At 69.2% G+C, this 20,704-nt stretch carries 1 protein-coding gene (running past one end of the window); it reads left to right on the top strand.

Features of this window, described 5'->3' with window-relative positions; all coding sequences use genetic code 11:
- A protein-coding gene (locus ABZ293_RS23455; protein ID WP_355183792.1) for a hypothetical protein crosses the window boundary here: on the top strand, positions 1-20,704 show its 3' portion. It extends 7,601 nt beyond the left edge of the window; the window shows 20,704 of its 28,305 coding nt (coding positions 7,602-28,305); the start codon falls outside the window, past its left edge; the stop codon is at positions 20,702-20,704.

The following is a 20,704-nucleotide window of genomic DNA, read 5'->3' as shown; positions in this document are numbered from 1 at the left end:
CCGCCTGGTCCGCGAACACGCCGCGCTCACCAGGGAGCTGCGCGCGTCCGCGCGCGATTGGGAGCGCGCCGTGCGACGCTTCGGCGGTTTCGATCCCGATACCAATAGAGCCGATCGCGAGCTCATGGAACGCGGTCGAGAGGCGGTGGCGGAGAGCAGGATCCGACGCTACGACCCGGATTCGGGCCGCACCGTCCAGCAGAACGCGCTCGCCGAGGCGACCCGGCGGCACGCCGAGCTGGAGGCGCGGCACAACCGACTCGTCGATGAGATCGCCGCACGCGTCGGTCGCGCTGTCCTCGATGCGGAAGTCCGTGCGGGCGACGGCAATTGGCTGCACGATCGGGTCGCCGTGCTGCCGGGCGAGCGGCTGCGCGTGCTCGTGGTCGACGCGCGCGGCGATCACGGCGCGATATCGTGCGCGACGGGCGATCGTGGCAGTGAGCTGCACCGCGCGGTCCACTACGGCGAGGCCGTCGCGGAACGGCTGCGGGTCAGCGTCGACGATTCCGGGGCTGTGCGGGTGCGCCGGGAATCGGTCGATCTGCGGGCCGCCTGGGTCGAGGACAATGCCGCGGCGGTCCGCCGGGAGGTTGCCGAGAGCATGGTCGCGCCGCGACCGCCGGACGAACCCGCCGGAGCACATCTCGACGCATCGATGGCCGAGATCACCGAAGGGGCGCTGAAGCGGATGCAGCGCATCCTCGGCGGCAACGACCTCGGGCGTTGGGCCATGGAAGTCCTTGCGCGGCACGAGGTTCAGATCCGCTTCGGTCTCGACGTGGATTCCGCTTTCTACGACGGCAGGCAGCACCGTGGCCTCGATACCGGCTACGACCCGGCCTCGAACACCCTGCTGCTCGGCCTCGGTCCGACACCCCTGGCGCACGCCGATGCGGCAATCCGGGCGGCCTACCTTGCCGAACAGCGGGGCGGGCCGCACGGTCCGCTCGAGCGGCTCACCTTGGGCCGCGACGAGTACGTCAACTTGATGCTGGACCGGCAGGCCGTGGCGCATGCCAGAGCCTTCGAATTCGACCGGTGGCGGCAATTCGGCACCGAAGCCGCAGCGGCCCCGGAGACTTTGCTGTCCAAGGCCTACAACGACGCCTTCAAACAGGCACGGCAACAAGCCGAGCGGGCCTACCGCGACAACCGCGCGATCGCGGACACCATGATCGATGCCGCCGCCCATCAGGCCGCCGCACGCGAGGTGCGCAACCGGCTGCTCGAGTTGGGTCCGCATGTCGACGGCAGTGACCTCGCCGCGTTCTATCGCGCGCAGTGGGACAGCGCGCACGGGATCGCACTCCAGCACGGCGAAGCGCCACCGGTGCGGCACACCGACACGCCGGCGATCCGGGACCAGCGCGCCCGTCAGTACGCGGCCGAAATCGAATCCCTTCGCCTGTTGCGTGATTCGGGCCGATTCGTCCCGGTCGGTCCGGCTGAACGCGCCTACATCGACGCCTACGACCGGGCCCACCGGCGGGCCGAGCGCGCCGCGGCGCGCGCCAATGACCCAACAGCGATCCGGCCGGAACGGGCGGGTTACGAGGCCGGGCGCGACGCACTGCGCAAGTATCTCGACAAGACCGGGCTGGCGGAGGCCGAGGTCGCGTTCGATGTCGCGCGCCACGCCGACGATAATGTCGATAACTATCGGCCGTGGGATACCGACGCCGCCGACCCGGCCGGACGGCCCGCCGATACTGATGCGCCGACACGCCAACTCGGCGAAAACGAGGCCGCCGACCTGGTGCGCCGCGCGCTAGATCACGAACTCACCGAGGATCCGGGTGGTACGCGCCTGACCGATCGGGTCGCCGAGTTCCCGGGCCACCAGCCGGTGGGGCGTGGACGGCTGGTGGTCGTCGCGCCGGAGGGCCAGCACATGGATGCGCTGCGCGAGCTGGCGGCGACGCATCCGGAGTACGCCACCGTGCTCTGGGACGATACGCACCGGATCGAATATCTACAGGTGGGGCCGGGTTCCGACGGTCTGCACGACGTCAGATCCATCTCGGATACGGTGGCCGAGGGGCCATATCGTCACCCGAGCGAAGACGAGATGGCGGGCGAGTTGCTGGCGCACCACCTGCGTTTCCGCGCCGCTGGGCAGACCGATCTCGGATTCGACGCCTGGGTGCGTCAACTGGGTCCGGACTGCTTCAACACCCGCGCCGACGCGTCCGCGGCACTGGAAGGCCGACTGCGCCCCGACTTCGTGGCCCGCCACTATGCCGAGGGCGATCCGTCGGTAGCGGAGCCGCATCCCGCCGAGGTGGCCCGCCGACTCGTGACCCGTCAGATTCCGATGCCGGTGGGCGCCGACCCGACCGGCGAGGTGCGGGCCCGGCGCTGGCCGCAGTTCACCCAGGTCGCGGTCAACACGCGCACCTGGGGTTTCCCGATCACACTGCAATCCGATGGCCATGGCGGCTGGCGGGTCGCGGCGCCGGGCGGGGAGAATCACGCCGCGGATGTGCTGGCCAGGCAGTTCCAGGGCATGTCGGATACCGATTCGGCGCGGCTGGCGGACCGGATCGGCAAGATCCTGCTCGACGGTTCGGCCGACCTGAACGATCACGGTGCCCCGAAGGGCCTGCTGCGCAGGATCACCGACCGGCTGTCCTTCGGATCCCGGTCGGACCAGCGCGATTCCGGCAGCCGTCCGATCGATCGGCCACGGCCGGACGATGATTCGTTCGACGCGCCGGAGTTCCCGCACGGTGAGCCGGACGAGGGTGCGCAGGACCGGGCGGCCGCGCAGCGGCGCCAGGACGAGTTGGATCGGCTGGCGGAGGAGAGCGCGCAGGCCGTGCGCGAACGCGACGAGGCCAGGCTCGTCGGGGATCCTGAGCGGATCGCGGCGGCTGAGGCACGCGTCGAGCGGCTCGATGCGGAGTTGGTGGCGGCGGTGCATCGCGATGCGCTCCTGCGCGCGGGTGCGATTCCGGTGACCGATCGGGTCGGTGTGGTGCCGGGCGAACCCGCGCGGATCTATGTGGTCGGCCGGGGCTATGACGACCCGATCCGGGTGCTGGACGCGGCGGCGGCCGAACATCCGCGGTTGGCCGAATTGCGACAGACGCCGGGCACTGTCGTGCGCGAACTGCGCATCGGATCGCATGGCGAGACGCGGGTACTGCGCATCGATGGTGAAGTGGCGCAACAGGAATCTGCGCAGCGGGAATCGACGCAGCGGCCGAGTGCGGAGGTCGCGCGTCGGACCGATGCGGAAGTCGAACAGCATCCCGTCGCGGAGGCCGGTGGCGGCGGAAAGAAGCCGCCGTCCCAGCCACCGGTGCCCGTCGGATCGCCGGGCGATCCGGGCGCGGATCCGGCACGGAACTCGAACTCCGACAGCGGATCCGTCGATCCGGACGCGCCCCGCCGGGTGGTCATCGATGCCAACGGCGACGAGATTCCGCTGCGGCTAACACCGGAAGGCGACCACTGGCGCGTCGAAGCCCCCGAGGAGAGCGGTCCACCGGCGCACCCCTCGGAGTCCGGACCGCCGGAACGGAAGTCGCCGCTGCGGCGGGCCTGGGAACGCATTCGGGAGAAGCTGCGCGTGCGCGGCTACGTCGGCGATTACCCCAAGTATCCGTCGGGATCGGGTGAGGACCGCAAGGGCCAGACGGCGCTGAAGGATGCCGTCGAACATGCGCCGGAGCTGTTCGAACACCATCCCGCCCAGCCGACACCGCATCCGCCGCAGACATCGGGGCACGATGTCGTGGCCCGACCCGCGCCGGAGCATTCGGACCAGGCCCTCAATTTCGCCCGGATCGCGAAGGAGGGCTGGACGGCGTGGCGCAATCGCGAGCATCTGCCGATCCTGAACAAGCTCTCCGGCCGAACCCGGGATGTGGCAGGCGATTTCATGGTGCCGCGCACACCCGACGGCGAGGAATACCGGTTCTGGGTGAGCGACGCCGACCCGGATCTGGTGCGCCAGACGGTCACCGAACTGCTCGAGGTCGAGGCGATCGCACCGGAGGAGGCGAAGGCGGTTCTCCAGGAGGCCCTGACCGTCGCCGATCCGGAACAGCGGCAACGCATTATCGACGATCTGGAGAACTTCGACCTCATCTCCCACGACGAAGCCAGGGCGCTGGAAGCGGAACCCGTACCCGCACAACCGGATCCGGGCGCCGAATTCGACGGCCCGCCGCCGCAGGACGAATCGCTGACCGATACCGCGCACCGGCTCGGCTTCGATCTGCCCGATGAGAGCCCGGAGACCATCCAGCGGGTACTCGCGGAGCAGGAATTCCGGGCCATGCGCGAGGCGGCCGCGATCGCCGGACTCGCCGAGGCGGCCGACCGCTTCAACGAGGAGGTCACGCGCCCCTACGTCCGAGCGGATCTGGCCGGTTCGGGGCCGGAGCTGGACGGCCCACGGCCACCGGTGGGCGAACTCGACGATCCCGACGCCCGCACTCGGATCGACGAGGACGACGACTACTACTTCGACGAGGACGACGAGGCGGCGCAGCAGCCGACAACTCGCTGGGGCGTACAAGATGCCGCGGGCCGTCCGGTGCCGCTGGCCGACCGGGTCAGCATCTTCGACGACAACCCGATGGGCCGCTTCCTCAAGGAGCTGATCAGCGCCTTCGACGGACATCCCGGTCTGCAGAACTACACCCCGGTCGGCAATGGCTCGGATCCGCTGCGCGAATGGGGCGATATCGGATCGGGCCAGGAGCTCGGCCGCGACCAGGGCCCTCGGGTGTTCTTCGAGCACGCGCTGCGCCGCGACCAACTGCGCGATGAGGTATCGACCTGGGCGCAGATGTTCGGTCTCGACCTGAACGATGTGAACCCCAGGAACCTGGACACCACGCTGCGCCGACTCTGGGCCGAGCACGATGCGCGGGTCGCCCGGGTCGTCGAATTCGCCGCGGCTGCCGAACCGCATCTGCACGCCGAATCGTCCGAGCCCGTCGGCGAGGTCCATGGCGATCAGGTCGCCCTGGTGCCGGTCGGTGACGGCGCGCCGGACCGGCTCGTGGTGATCGACGGACCGCTGGACCGTGCCGACGCACTGGCCAGGGCGCTCGCCGATGATCCGGCGCTGGCCGAGGCGCTCAACCGCGGTGAGGTCGAACTGGACTATCGGGCCGCCCGAGAGGATCGGCTGGGGCAGATCCATCTCGACCCGGTGGAAACGCCCGAGGTATATCACCATCGGGAGACCATCGATGGCCGGGAACTGGTCGTGACGATGGTGCGCGATAACGACGGTCAGTGGCGTGCGGTGCAGGCGCCGGTCGACGCGCCGGCCGGCGGTGATCCGGTCGATACGGCCGCGCCGCCGCGCACTCGACTCGAGATCGTCCGTGAACTCGTCAATGTGGCAAGGGAACTCGGCCTCGGACCGGAGGATCTGCACCCGGATCGGGTGACGGAGACGATCGCGGAGCTGAAGCTGGGCAATGCGCTGCGGGCCGGTCAGGTGGAGGCGCTGGCCGACTTCGCGCGCACGATGGACCAGATCTCGAACTTCAACGACATCGGCGATGCGCGCGGCCAACTCGCGCACCGGCTCGATATCCCCGAGGCAGAGCTGACACCGGAGCGCGCCGGGGCGGCGCTCGCCGATGAGTCGTGGCGAAATGCTCGGCGCGATCAGCAATTCAAGGATCTGGCCGACTATGCCAAGCGGCTGCGCGAAATCGACCTCGACGCGGTCAATGCCGCCCGCGATCGATTGGCTTCCCGGCTCGGACTGGTGGATTCGGATCCGCTGCAGCCGACCAAGGTCAAGGTGGCCGACGACGGCGAGGTCAAGCGCTCGTTGGATGCGAACGGTCTGGATCCGGCGAAGCTGCGCAAGGTCATTGCCGGGCTCGAAGCCGAGGGCAAGCACGATCAGGTGGTCGGTGCGCTCACCGAATACCTGCGGGCGCTGATCGATATCGATCCGTATTCGGAGGTGCCGCGCGGTGATCTCAGCGCCGATCCGCGGGCCGCGGGCGAGCCGCCGATCCATGAATTGGGTGCGGTGCGGGCATTGCGCGAAATCATCGCCGAGGCAATGCAATCCGGGAATGCGCTCGATTTCGGGCGGGTGCTCGCCGAGCATCCGGGCCGCGACGGTCATTTCACGCCGGGCGGGGAAAGTTCCAACCGGCACGGGCGGCCGGAGCCCAGTCGCGATTGGGCTCGGCTCGTCGGTGTCGATATCGCGGGCGCGGACGATGCGACCTTCCGCAAGGTCTACGAGGCATACCGCGACGGCAAGATCGAGAAGCACGAGGGGCTGAGCCCGGCCGAACTGACCACGGAACTCGCCCGCATCCGTGCCGAGATCCGGGCGCGGGCCGAGCAGATCCGGGCGCTGGCCGCCCTGTATGACGAGTACTCGTCGGCACCGGAGGAGTTGACGTCGGGTGGTTCCGATCCTGGAGTCGGCGGCGCGCCGAAGTTGGGTGGGCCTGACGATGGTGGGTCGGGTGCCACGCCACCGAGTGGTTCCCAGCCCGGGGCCGATGGATCGCCGAAGGCGGGATCGGATGACGGTGGGGCTGCTGCGACGCCGCCGGGGTCGGGTGGTCCGGTGGGATCTGCCGAGGCGCCGAGGACCGGTGGATCGGACGATGGTGGATCCGCCGCCAAGCCGCCGGGTGGTCGCGAGCTCGGGTCCGTGGGCGAATCGGATGATGGCGGGTCCGTGGTGACGCCGCTGCGGGCGGATGGTTCGGCGGGATCTGGCGAAGCGCCGAAGTTGGGCGGATCGGGTGACGGTCGGTCTGCTACCGCACCGCGGACGGGTGGTTCCGAGCCCGGATCCGGTCAGCCGCCGAAACCGGTTGGGGCAGCGGACGGTGGGGCCGCCGCGCGTCGTACCACAGGTGGCGAAGACCCTGCGTCGCAACCGGATTCGGCCGAGACTCCGGATACTCGGTCCGAGTGGAAACGGCGCATGGATGCCGAGCAGGCCGAGTGGAATGCGCGGATGCACGCGGAACTCGACGAGTGGGTCGCCCAGATGCGTGGCGGCGAGGAGACGCCGCCCGGCAGTCCGACCGATCCGCGGACCAGGATCGACGAGGCGCTGCGACGCGAATCCGAGGCCGCCGAGGAAGAGTTCCGGCGTCGCGATGAGGAGCGCGAGGTCAAGCATCAGCAGTTGATGGATCATCTCGACGAGTTGGCTCGTCGGCTGGAGGAAGGTTCCGGCCAACCGGACCCGCGCGAAGAGGCTGTGCCGGACCATGATCCGGGGCGGATCGATGCGGCGTTGGCGCGTGAGTCGGCGGCGGCGGAGGAGGCGTTCCGGCGTCACGATGAGGAAGGTGAAGCCAGGCATCAGGAGTTGATGGATCACCTGGACGAGTTGGCACGTCGACTCGAGCAACGGTTCGCCGATCTGGAAGAGCGTGCCCCGGAGCCGCATTCGGCGGAACCGGAGTCGAGGATCGATGCGGCGCTGGCGCGTGAGTCGGCGGCGGCGGAGGAGGCGTTCCGGCGTCACGATGAGGAGGGCGAGGCCAGGCATCAGGAGTTGATGGATCACCTCGATGAGTTGGGGCGTCGGCTCGAGGAACTTCGGCAGTCGGATGAGGGGCCCGAAGAGGACGGTCCCGAGCCCACCGCACCGCCATCCGGACCGCCGCGCGACCCATCGGACAGTCCTGCGTCCGGCGCCGAGCCGATTCCGACCTCGGGTGAGGGCGAGGGTTCGTTGCCGCGCGATCCTTCGGGGACCTCTGAGTCGGGTGCGAAGCCGGTTCCGGGTGAGGGTGATGGTTCGCTGAGCGATCCTTCGGAGGGTGCGGAGTCGGGTCTGAAGCCGGTTCCGGTCTTGGGTGAGGGTGATGGTTCGCTGAACGATCCTTCGGCGGGCGTGGAGTCGGGTGCGAAGCCGATTCCGGCCGCGCGCGCGGCCGACGGTTCGCGCCCGCACGATCCATCGGGCAGCTCGGAGTCCGGTAAGAAACCGATTTCGGCGTCGGATGAAGGCGACGGTTCGACGGCACGCGATCCGAATGTGGATGGGGGAGTGGATAACTCGGCCCACCAAATGCCGGAACATCCACCGCTGCAGCAGGAATCGCGTCCCATCGTCGACGAATGGTCCAAGCGCAGCCCGCGAAAGGTGGCCAAGGTCCTCGCGCGGCGGCATTCGATCGAGGTGGAGGGCTTCCGCCGCAAGGGCATCGATCCGGAGGTGGTTCGCGAAATCGCGCGCGCCGTGGACGAAATGCTGACCAAGCATCCGCAGATGAAGCTCGCGGGCATTCGTATCGAACCCCGAAGCGCGGGCCACCCTGAGGGGGGTGTCGCGTACACGAGCACGAGCCCCCGCGTCGGCCCGGATGCGCCACTGTCCGAACGCCTCCGTCAGGTGACCCCGTCGATCATCATCCTGGAGGAATCGGCGCGCGGGCAGGCATGGGGCCGCGATCCGGACACGCTGGCGTCGAAGACCAGCCGCGATGGGATGCGGATCATCGGCGCGGACCGTCCCGTATACGGCGTCATGGTGCACGAACTCGGCCATGTACTGGACTACGCCGGACAGGGCCGCGCACAGCAGCGGGCGCTGGACGCGCTGCGCGACCACTACCTCGCCACCCGCGCCAACCCCACCGAGGCCGATTTCCGCGCCTGGGTCGACCAGCTCACCCGCTACAGCTTCGACGGCGACAACCTGGACCCCGGCGAAGCCCTCGCCGACGCCTTCCGCGAGGTCGAGCGATACGGCGACAACGCATCCGAACCCGCCCAGGTCCTGCACCGCCTCCTGGTCGAGGAAGCCCGGGCAGGCGCGTCGAGTTCGGTCAAGTTCGTCAACCGAGCCCTCCCGGTCCCCGTCGAACTGTGGCCTGTCGGCTCTGATATCGCACCGCCCCAACACAATTCGCAACCGTCGCGAACCGCACAGTCCACTCCGGAACACCCCGGTTCCGTCGACCAACCAGAGACCACGACCGCGCGCACCGACGACGGGCCAGTGGCACAACAGCCGCCTTCCCCCGACCCACACTCCGTCCCGGCTACCCCGGTACCCGGCGACCGTCCGGAACCGGCGACACCACACCCTGATAACGACCCAGTGGCGGAGGCTGGTGGCGGCTCCAAGAAGCCCCCCGCCGAACCCCCAGCCCCACCATCATCCAACCCGGACGAACCCTCGCCGTCCGATCGAAACGAACCGGACGCATCCGAGCCGGATGAACCCCTGGCATCCGGTCCAGTCGAGCCGGAGGCTGTCGGACAGAACGAGCGGGAAGCACGCGAGCTGCAAACAGGCGAGCAGAGCGAGCCGGGAGCGGCTGAGGAGAGCGGCCCCGAAGCGCCCAGGCGGAGCGCGCCCACGGCAGCATCTGACGAGAACGAACCCTCGGCGTCCAGCCGGAATCAGCCAGATGCCGCCGGTCGAAATGAGCTGGACCCGGCCGAGCCGGAAGTCGAGCACGGTGTGCCCGAGGCTGCTGGACAGGGCGAGACCGATGGAACCGGTCGGGATGAGCCAAAGGCAGCCGGTCGCAACGAGCCGGAGGCGGCGAAACGCAGCGAGCCGGACGCATCCGCGCCGGATAAACCGGTCGCGTCCACCCGAGACGAGCCACGGGCTGCCGGTCGAAATGCGCCAGAGGCGTCCGGTCGGAACGAGCCACAAGCGGCCGGGCCGAGTGAGCGCCAGGCGGCCGGGCCGAGCGAGCCAAAGGAAGCTGGCTTGCGTGAGTCGAAAGCGGCTGGGCGCGAGGGGGTTCCGGCTGAAGGTCGCGAGGGGGTTCCGGCCGGGGGTGACTCGGGGGCCGAGGGGCGGACGGTCGGGGATGCGCATGATGAGGCTGTGCGGGCGCATGCTGATGCGGTTGCGCGGCGGGACGCGCTTGCGGCTCGGGTGCGGGAGTTGGCGGATCGGCTGCCGCCGCAGGAGGATCCGGATGCGTGGACGCCGCGGCGGATTCGGGCGACCATTGCCGAATTCGCGGGTAGGCGTTTGATTTCGGATGCCGATCGAGCCGTCATCGGTGAACTCGCGCGGCTCGCACCGGAGTTCGTGCGGGTAGATGCCGAGGTGGGTGAGCTCGCGGCGCGGGTCGGGTTGGTCGACGAATACGACCGGCTGCTGCAGGAGCGGCAGGATCTGGTTCGCGAGCGAGAGTTCGTGCGGGCCAAGGCGAATGAGCGCGCCGCCAATATGGGGCTGGATGATTCGACCGAATGGGTGCGGCGGGATCCGGATTCGCGCGACGAGGCGATCCAGGCGCTGCACACCCGCGCGCGCACCGATGTCGTCGAGGTGGAGGGCGGACTCGAGGAGGCGAACCGTCAGGTACGCAGTCCGGTCGAAGGCGATGAGCAGGGTCGTCGCGAGGAGGCGCTGCGCAAACTGATCGCGGCGACCGAGGATTTCGAATCCCTCGACGACCAGATCCGCGGGATCGACCAGCGGCTGTCCGAACTCGAGGACCAGGGCGTCGCGCGGCACCGGCCACCTTCGGAGGAGGGCGCCGCCGACATCGACCGGATGGCGCGCGAACGCGCCGAGGAACTGCGCCAGATCAAACCCCGCCGCAGCATGCGCGATGATCTCGCCGTCCGCCTCGGCGTCGTCGACGAATCGGGACATCCGGATGAGGCGGCGCTGCAACCGGATCGGCTGCCCGGCACCATCGCCGAACTGCGCGATCGGGCCGCGGAAACCACCTTGTACGAGGACGAATACCGCGCCCGAATGCGCGAGATCGATGCACTGGCCGACGCCGCCGACGATGTGCACCAGGCGCACAATCGCATCGGCCGCCTGCAGGACGAAATGGCACGGGCCGCAGGCGTATGGCGTCAGCAGGTCGAGGTCGAGGGCGGGCGCATGGTGACCGACCGGGTCGGCATCGTGGAGGGGGAGCGGCCGCGCATCATCGTATTCGGTCCGCGCAGCGACTCCGCGTCGCCGCGGGCGGATCATGACCACGCGCTGGCCGATGCGCTGCACCGTGACCCCGCCGTCGCGCAGGCGATGGTGCGCCCCGAGACCCGCGTCGAATACCGTCAGGTGCTGGCAGATCGCGCGGGCAATACCAGAACGGTGCAGCTGGCGCCGCCGGAGATCCGCCGCCTGAGCACCGGCTGGCACAACGGTAGGCGCATGGACATGACGTCCTGGGTCGACACCGAAGGTGTTGTGCACCACGTCGATCCGACCCGACCGGATTGGGTGGGCAATCGCGACGGCGGCACGGTGCCCAAGAAGTTCACCCCGAAGGATCCGCCGGACGGGGTGAGCGGTTGGGCGATGGAGGATGTCGTCAACGACATCACCTTGCCCACCGATGACGTCCCGCCGGGCGAGGTCCCGGAGAGCACGCTGCCCGTGCACATGCCGCAGGCGCCGTCGCGCTACGACACCTCCGGGGTGCCGCCGGGAACGGCCATCTTCGAACAGCATTGGGGCAACGACGCTTACAACATCACCCGGTTGATCCTGATGGCCGCGCAGACCCCGCAGCACCCCGCGGTGAAGGCCTGGATCCAGCGTCATCCGGAGATCGGTGAATGGGTGCAGGCCCGTCCTTGGCTGCAGAAGATTCCGCCATTCGGCACCGTCTTCCGCAACTATGACTGGTTCGCGGGGCCGGAGCGCAATGTTCAGCCGATGCACCGGCCGTGGGATCCGGCCGAGCACGGCAATCCGGCCGATCGGGTGGAGATTTCCGAAGGGCTGCAACGGGAATGGGATCGTGACGCGGCCAACTGGCGTCGGGTGCAGGACTGGGCCGACGCCGAGTACGACCGGTTCCTCGCCGATGACAGCGATATCGACCGGATCGGCGACGGGCTGGATGCCCATCGGCGGGCCCAGCAGCAGGCCGCAGCGCGCGATGTGGTCGGCGCTGTACAGGACCGGCTCACCGCCGATCGGGGCATCGATCCGACGCGCGACGTCGATGCGCAGCTGCGGCGGATCGATAACGACATCGACCGCGTCGCAGCCGATGTCGCGGATCGCTTCGCTACCGACGACCTGGTCGCGGTGCGCGACACCATCGCCGACATTCGCGAACTGCTGAGTGCCGGTGCCGATCCGGATGCCATTGCCGCGATCCTGGCCCAGCACATGCACCACGACGTACCGGATTTCAGCCGCGCCGAAATCGCGCAGATCAAGAACCATCTGATGGTCGACGAACATCTGGTACGCGACTACACCGATCCCAATGGCGCCTATGTCCGTCGCCCGATGGATCGCCTCGCCGACGTCGCCGAAGCATGGCACCGCCTGATGGCAGGCGAACCGCTGCCCGCCGATCTCGTCCTGCTCCAGGACGCCCGCGCCGAATCGAACTTCCTGCGCGCCAATCCCGGCGCCACCTGGCGGGCCGCCAATACCCACGCCATCGGCCTCGGCTTCCACTGGGATGCGAACCGTCCGCCGCTCACCGACTGGCGCGCCGAAATCCCCTATGCGGTGGACACCCTGGCTCCGGACCCGGCCTGGTCGCCGCCCGCCGCGCGCGGGCCGGAACTGCCGCCGGATGAACCGCCGTTGGGCACTGTTGCGCCGAAGCCGGACACCCCGGGTTCCGGTGGCGGCGCGCGTCGCCCCGAAGCCACCGGTTCGGACACCGATCCGGGGGCGGATACCCGCCCGGACGAACAGTCCGAATCGTCCCGCAACGAGTCCTCCGAGGGGGAGCCCCAGCCAGAAGGTGTTGCGCCGGACCAGATTCGCGATGCTGCGGCGCGGCAGACCGAAATCGAACGCATTGCTGACGAATGGGCAAAAGCCTTCGTCGCCCGCGAAGAAGCGCGGGCCGCACGCGACGAGACGGACTCCAGTTCGGATCCGACCGGTGAACAGCCTTCGGCGGCAGCACGATTCGATGAAGCCGATGCGAAACTGAACCGCCTGAACGAAGAGTTGAGCCGTGCGGTCGCCGATGACATGGCGCATTCCGCAGCGGACGGCGCGTCGGATCCGTCGGTACCGCATAGCGCAGCGGACGACGCGGCGAACGCATCGACACCCCGTGCCGACGAAGCAGGCGATCCGGTGCAACGCATCGAGGAGGCCCGGCAGCGTGCCGAGGACGGGTTCGATGAATTGCAGCGTCGGATCGACGAGTGGCACGAGGAGGCGTTGCGGGACAACGAGCGCCGCCATGAGCAAGCCCTCCAATCATTGCAAGAATCGGAACCGCCCGTGTGGCACGCCACCGAGGACAGCGCGTCCGCAGCGGATTCGCCGCCGCATGCCGATGGGCCGGGCGACCCGCTACAGCGCATCGAGCAGGCGCGACAGCGGGCCGAGGCCGGGTTCGATGAGCTGCAGCGTCGGATCGATGCTTGGCACGAGGAGGCGTTGCGGGAGAACGAGCGCCGCTTCCAGCAGGCTCTCCAGTCGCTGAGTGGGCAAGAGCCGGGAGGCGCTGAGGGCGGGGTGCGTTCCGACGCGGACGGCGAGCGGCAGCCACCGCATGCGGGTGAGCCCGGCGATGCGCTGCGACGTATCGAGGAGACCTGGCAGCGCGCCGAGGCCGGGTTCGATGCGTTGGAGCAGCGGATCGATGCCTGGCATGCGGAGGCGTTGCGGGAAAATGAGCGTCGCTACGAGGAGGCTCTGCAGTCGCTGAGTGAGCGTGGAACGCCGGGTACTGAGAGTGGGGTGCGTTCCGACTCGGACGGCGAGGGGCAGCCACCGCATGCGGGGGAGCCCGGCGATGCGCTACGACGTATCGAAGAGGCGTGGCGGCGCGCCGAGGCTGGTTTCGATGCGTTGGAGGATCGGATCGAGGCTTGGCATGAGCAGGCGTTGCAGGAGAACGAGCGTCGCTACCAGGAGGCTCTCCAGTCGCTGAGTGAGCAGGGACCGCCGAGCGCTGAAGGCCGGTCCGACGCGGGCGGCGAGGAGCATGCACGGCGTGCGAGCGAGCCCAGCGATCCGGTACGTCGCATCGACGAGACCCGGCGGCGTGCCGAGGCCGGGTTCGATGCGTTGGAGCAGCGGATCGAGGCTTGGCATGAGGAGGCCTTGCGGGAGAACGAGCGTCGTCATCAGGAAGCTCTCCAAGCGCTGCGCGAGTCGGAACCGCCGGTGTGGCAGGGCGAGGCGCGGCCGACTGCTGAGCCGATCTCGGATTCCGAAGCGGCGCAGGGTGATCCGATGCGCGCCGGTACTGACAATCGGCGCGGCGAGCCTCGGGATGTGCGAGTGTGGCCGCTCGATGCACCCGAAGCGGAGCACCGGCCGCAGACTTCCGAGGCGGGTGATGGGGGATCGCAGCATCCGCCGCAGGAGCCCCCGACTCCGGCGCAACCGGAGCCCGATCAGCCGGACTCACATGGGTGGCCGCAGGACGGGCCGTCGTGGATACACGAGCCTGTCACGCAGGAATTGCGTGATGCGCTGCCCGGCTTGGTCGCTCGGATCGTGGAGACCACGGCCGCCCGTCAGGCCATGGAACCCGGTATTCCGGAGGGCGCCCGGCAGCTCGGGCTTGATCCAGATGGGTTGAGCCCGTTTGAAATACAGCGTGCCGTCGACGACTTGGTCGCCACGGCGGAGGCCCGCGTCGAGGCGCTGCGAGACCGGGAAAACATCCCGAGCGCCGAAATGGTGCAGCACTTCGACGATCTCCGTGCGGCCGAACGGGATGCCGCTGCGATCAGGGATGCCGCCAGCGCGTACCAGGACGAACTGCGCCGCTATATCGAGGCGGCCACCGACGAGACCGTGGCCCGACAGAGCGCGGCGGTTCTCGCGTCCCGGGATGTGTTGACCGGCGACCGGGTCCACATGGTCGCCGAGGGCATCGGGATCGCGCCCGGCGGGCGGCGGGTACTCGTCGCGTCCCCATCGTCGGCGCCGGAGCAGGTCATGCCCGCCGAAGTGCGCCGTCAATTGGCCGATCAGGGCGTTCATGTCGACTATCGCCACGTTGTGGTGGACGAATCGGGCGTCATCACCGTCACTCCGATCCGCCCGCCTGAGGAAGGCGCCGCACCGGTCCATCCGTCCACTCCGCCAGAAACGCCGGGCTCAGGGTCCGCTCGGCCGGAGGCATCGAGCACCGCGCGGCCCGAGTCGCCGGGGGCGGGGTCTGTAAGGCCGGAGTCGCCGGAGACGGGGGCCGCGAGGCCGGATTCGCCTGGGTCGGGGTCCGTCGGGTCGGACTCGCCTGGCTCGAGGTCCGTACGGCCGGAGGGCACCGCGCGGCCCGAGTCGCCGGGGGCGGGGTCTGTAAGGCCGGAGTCGCCGGAGACGGGCGCCGTGAGGCGAGATTCGCCTGGCTCGGGGGCTGTCAGGCCGGACTCGCCTGGCTCAGGGTCCGTCCGGCCGGAGTCGTCCGGCTCGGAGTCTGCGCGGCCGGAGACTCCCGGCTCGGGCGGCGTCGCACCAGAAGCGACGGCGGCCGGTTCACCCGCGGAACACAGTGTGGCGCAGTCGGATCCATCCGAAACGCCGCACACCGATGCGGACGGACCGGAATCCGCACCCGGCACTGGGCATGCGGACGGTCTCACCCCCGAGGCCCGAGCCGAACTCGAGCAGCTGCGCGCCGAACGCGCCGTGGCCGTGGCCGAGCGCGAGGAATTGCGCGATCTGCGCCGCATCCGGGCCGAGGGGCTGCCCGTCGATGTCGAGCGGGGGCTGCGGCCCGGTCAGCCGCTCGAGCAGACGCTCGAAGAGTTGCGCAATAAGACCATGCTGGTCCAGGAGCAGGCGGCGCGGCACGCGCGCATCGATGCACTCGAGCGTGCGGCCAACGAATTCAACCGTGTCGATGCCGAGGTCACGCGCCTCGACGAGGCCATTGCCGCGATCGAACTGTCCGGCACACCGGAGGGTGTGCACGCCGAGTTGGTGCGCGAACGCGCGGCGCTCGCGGCCGAGCGCGAATTCTGGCGGGCCAAGCGCAATGACCGGGCCGAGCGCTTCGATCTGCGCGATCCCGATCGCGCGCTGAACCAGGACAACCTGGAGCCGACCATGCGGCGGCTGAGCGGCGATATCGTCGGCACCAGGGACATTGCCGGTACCGGTGATGAAACCAGCAGGTCGGAACCGGAATTGGTGGGTTCGGTCGAACGCACCCAGCGTGCGAACGCCATGTTCAAGCTGCAGGATGCCGCCGAACGGTTCAACGAGGCCGATTCCGCGCTCGCCGACCTGGATCGGCGCATCGCCGCCCTGGAAGGCGCGAATGTCGGTTCACACCAGCCCCTTTCGGTGGATGTCCGGGCCGAACTCGACCGATTGGGCGCTGAACGCGCTGCCGAGGTGCTCGCCGCCAAGCCATGGCGCGGCATGCGTGACGACTTGGCCGACCGGCTCGGCGTGAACCGAGCTGCCGACCATTACGAGCGACCTGCAAGCAGTCGCTACGCGTTGGGCCCCGGCGAGATCGACGCAACCTTGCGCGATGCCGCGAACCGGCTCGAGCCGACCGAGGAGAACGCAAGACAGCTGCGCCTGCTGCGCGAGGCCGCCGATCGAGTCAACCAGGCGGACAATAGGATCGCGCGCATCCAGGACCGGATGGCCGAGCTGGTCGGCGCGTGCCGCGACGCCTTCGACGCGGCGGGTGCCCGGCAGATCACCGATCGGGTGGGCCTGGTCGAGGGCGAGCAACCGCGGATCATCGTGGTGGCACCACGCGGCACACTGGAACATCCGCGCGCGGAGCACGATGCGGCGCTCGCCGATGCGATTCGACGCAATTCCGCAGTGGCACAGGCGATGACCCGCCCCGAGACCACCATCGAGTACCACGAGATCGTCGCCGAGCGCGAGGAGCCGGTACGGCTGCGCGATCTCGCGCCGCCGCGCCGCGAATACCTCACCGCGGGCTGGCGCGAAGGTTCGCCCGGCATGCATCTGACCCGATGGCAGGACGGCGAGGGCAACTGGCATCCGGTCAACCCGACCCGTCCGGAGTGGACGACGAACCGGCAAGGCCCCCGCGTGCCAAAGACTTTCGAGCCACGGGTGCTGCCCGAGGGCGTGAGCGGCTGGGCAGTCGATCCGTTCCAGTCGTCCATCGTCGACCCATTCCTGGATCCGCCGCCCGGTGCGATCGATGAGGAACTGCTGCCGCGGATACCCGGTATGGATCCGCTCGATCCGGGTGTGCCCACCTTCGAGCCGCCGATGGCGGGCGTGTTCTACAACACCATGCGCATCGTCCTCGAATCGGCGAAGCTCACCGGCTTCACCTGGTTCAGCGATAAGGACCATCCGGGTCGAATCAGCCCGGGATTCAAGGGACACCCCTACTTCCGGCCGCGCGCCGCCGATGTGCAGCCGATGGCGCGCGAATGGGATGTGCAGGATCGGGTGCCCGATCGCGGTGAGCTGTCGGAGGAGTTCAAGCAGCGCCAGCGCGATCAGGAGGCGGCGTGGGCGCGAGTGCAGGACTGGGCCGATACCGAATACCGACGGTTCCGCGCCGATGACAGCGATATCGACACCATCGCCGGTCACCTCGCGACGCATCCGGATGCGGAAGGCGCGGCGCGCGCCGTGCGTGCCGCGGAGATCGTCGATCAGATCGCTCGCAGGCTCGACAGCTCCGGTGATCTCGATCCGATCGTCGACGCGCTCGCCGGACAGTTGCGCGACGAACAGCCCGGCGACACCAGGCGATTGGTCGACGACGTCCGCGCTCGGCTCGACGGTATCGACACCGACCGTGCCGAATTGACCCGCTTGGTGGCGGACCGGCTCGACGACTCGACCCCGGCCTTCACCCGCGCCGACATCGAGCAGATCAAGAACCACCTCATGCGTGACCCGCATCTGGTGCACGACCCCGAGGACGGCATCCTGCGCCGCCGCCCGCTCGACGCCGTCGCCGATGTCGCCGAGGCCTGGAACCGTCTCATCGCGGGAAACCCACTCCCACAAGACATCCTGCTCCTACAGGACGCCCTCGCCGAATCGAACTACCTGCACCGCAACCCGATCGCCGCCTGGCACGACGCCAACCAGCACGCCATCCGTATCGGCTTCGACTGGAACGCCAACCGCCCACCCCGCACCGACTGGCGCACCAAGATCCCCTACGCCCCACCCCGCGTAGACCACCAGCCCCACCTCCCCCCACACCCCCATTCATCCGAGCTGCCGAACACCGCAACCAACCAACTTCCGCAACAACCTCATCCCCACACGACCTCCGAATCGACTCCAGTCGAACAACATTCGGCCCCCAACCGCACCGAGGATCCGTCCACCACCCAACCCCTCCCACCACGCGAACCCGCCGCCCCCGAGAACGGATCAACCACAGACCCAGGCCCCGATCCGTCTGAGCCCACGACGGATCGTGATCCGTCACCCGATCAGCTGCCGTCCGCAGGGGATGCGTCTTCGCTCGGCGAAGGTACGGAGCCCGTCGAGCCGGGTGATGCTGATGATCGGTCGGCGACAGACCGTGCGCCTGAACGTGGTCAGGATCCGTTGGAGCCCCTGCCGGATCATGATCCAGCGACCGATCAGCTGCCGTCTGCAGGGGATGCGTCTTCGGTCGGCGAAGGTACGCAGTCCGTCGAGCCGGGTGATGCTGATGATCGGTCGGCGATAAACGGTGCGCCCGAACGCGCTGAGGATTCCTCGCAGCCCCCGCCGGGCCGTGATCCGGCAAGCGATGAGCAGCCGGCCATAGGGGATACAGCTAGCCCGTTGGAGTCCGGCCCCGCGCCCGAACACGGTCAGGATCCGTTGGAGAGCAGGGCCGGTCGTGATCGTACGGGCGATGGAGAGTCGGCTGATGGGGGCGCGCATCGTAGTCGCGGCGGTGCTGGAGAGTCGTCCGACGATGCTGCGGGGCGTGATCGTGTGGGTGAGGAGGGGACGTCCGAGGGCACGGTGGGGCGTGGCCGTTGGGGGGAGGGGGAATCGTCCGATGGGGGTGCGCGTAGGGGGCGCGGCGGCGGGGACGGCGAGAATGGGGGGCGCTCGGGTCGGGACGGTGCATTGGAGCCGCCGCGCGGGCAGGAGCCTCCGGGTGGGCAGGGGCGTACGGCGGGTTCGGGGCCGCAGTCGCAGCTGCCGGGTTCGCCGTTGCGCTCCCATATCCCGCATCCGCCAAGGCAATACGACGAATACGATCTGCCTGATCCGCCACGCCGATCCCCCTTCGATCCGACGTGGCCGCTACCGAAGCATCCACCGGAACCCGAGCCGCCGCATCCCCCGACGCCGCCGAACCCTCCGGTAACGCCGCATCCCCCGACGACGCCGCATCCGCCGAAGCATCCGGTGCCGCCGAAGCTTCCGCTCCCACCGAAGCCGCCGGTGCCGCCGACTCCTAAGCCGCCGGTGCCGCCGAAATCTCCTGTGCCGCCGATGCCTCCGGTCCCACCCGTGCCTCCGGTGCCTCCGGAACCGCCTACGCCTCCGATCCCACCGAAGCCTCCGGTGCCGCCAAAGCCACCAGTACCCCCGGTTCCGCCGGTTCCGCCGAGACCTCCGGTGCCTCCGGTGCCGCCGGTTCCGCCGAGACCTCCGGTGCCTCCGGTGCCGCCGGTTCCGCCGAGACCTCCGGTGCCTCCGGTGCCTCCGGTGCCTCCGGTGCCTCCGGTTCCGCCGAGACCTCCGGTGCCTCCGGTGCCTCCGGTGCCGCCGACGCCTCCGGTTCCCCCCGTGCCTCCCGTGCCGCCGGTACCTCCGCACGTGCCGGTGCCACCCAAGCTTCCGGTTCCTCCGGAACTGCCGCCGACGGCCCCGCTCCCACCGAACCTGCCGACGGTGCCGGAACCTCCGGTGGTGCCGGAACTTCCGAAACCACCCGTGCCTCCGCATTCGCCGGTGCCGCCGACAACGCCGACGCCCCCTGTGCCGCCGACGCTTCCGACAACGCACCCGGTGCTGCCGGTCGCACCGACACCTCCGGTGCTCCCGGACCCGCCGACCGCGCCGCGCCTGCCTGCGCACCCGACCCCACCGACTTTCCCGTGGCAAGATCCATCGACCCCGTCGGGTCCGTACGATCCGGCGCACCCGCAGTCGCCGATGCCACCGTCATCGCCTGCGCAACCCACGGTGCCCCCACACCTGCCCCCGCCGATCGCACCATCCGACCCGCCTGGTTCCGGCTCGCCTGATTCGTCGCAGCAACCGGCGCACCCCCACATGCCACAGCAACCGGCGCACCCCGATTCAACGCAGCACCAGGATCACTCCGGTTCCACGCAGCAACAGACCTACGCCGGTAACACGCAACAATCGGATCCGTCTTCGACCCCCCCGATGATGCCCCCGCCCGTCAACCCGCCATCATCGACAAATCGAAATCGCCCAATCAACAACGAAATCCGGCGTCGTGGCATCCAAAATGGTGACGGAACCAGTCTTTTCGTGCAACCTTTCTCTGGTTTCGGTGTGCCCGCGCACTTCGACCCGGAGACCGGTGCGCTGCGGGCTGTTGGCGGGGGTATCGGTCCGCAGGTCGGCGTGTACGGCGATCTGGGTGACGTATCCGTGGTGTTCTATCGCGACGGATCCGGGCTTGCGCTGCGGGTCGGTGCGGACACGATCAATCTCGACGGCCCACTCGTCGCCACCGAATGGGAGCCCCTCGAGAACCGGCAAACCCGCTTCACCGTCACGGTCTCCGGCACTATGGTCTGCCAGCTGCTGTACCGATCGCTCCCACCCGAACTAGACCTCGGCCGCCTGATCCACGACGTCTGCGCCACCCCGACCCGCCGCACCCAGATCTTCGCCCGCTGA

The sequence above is a fragment of the Nocardia sp. NPDC005998 genome (genome assembly GCF_040614395.1).
Classification (GTDB): domain Bacteria; phylum Actinomycetota; class Actinomycetes; order Mycobacteriales; family Mycobacteriaceae; genus Nocardia.
This window is presented reverse-complemented; position numbering and strand designations above follow the sequence as displayed.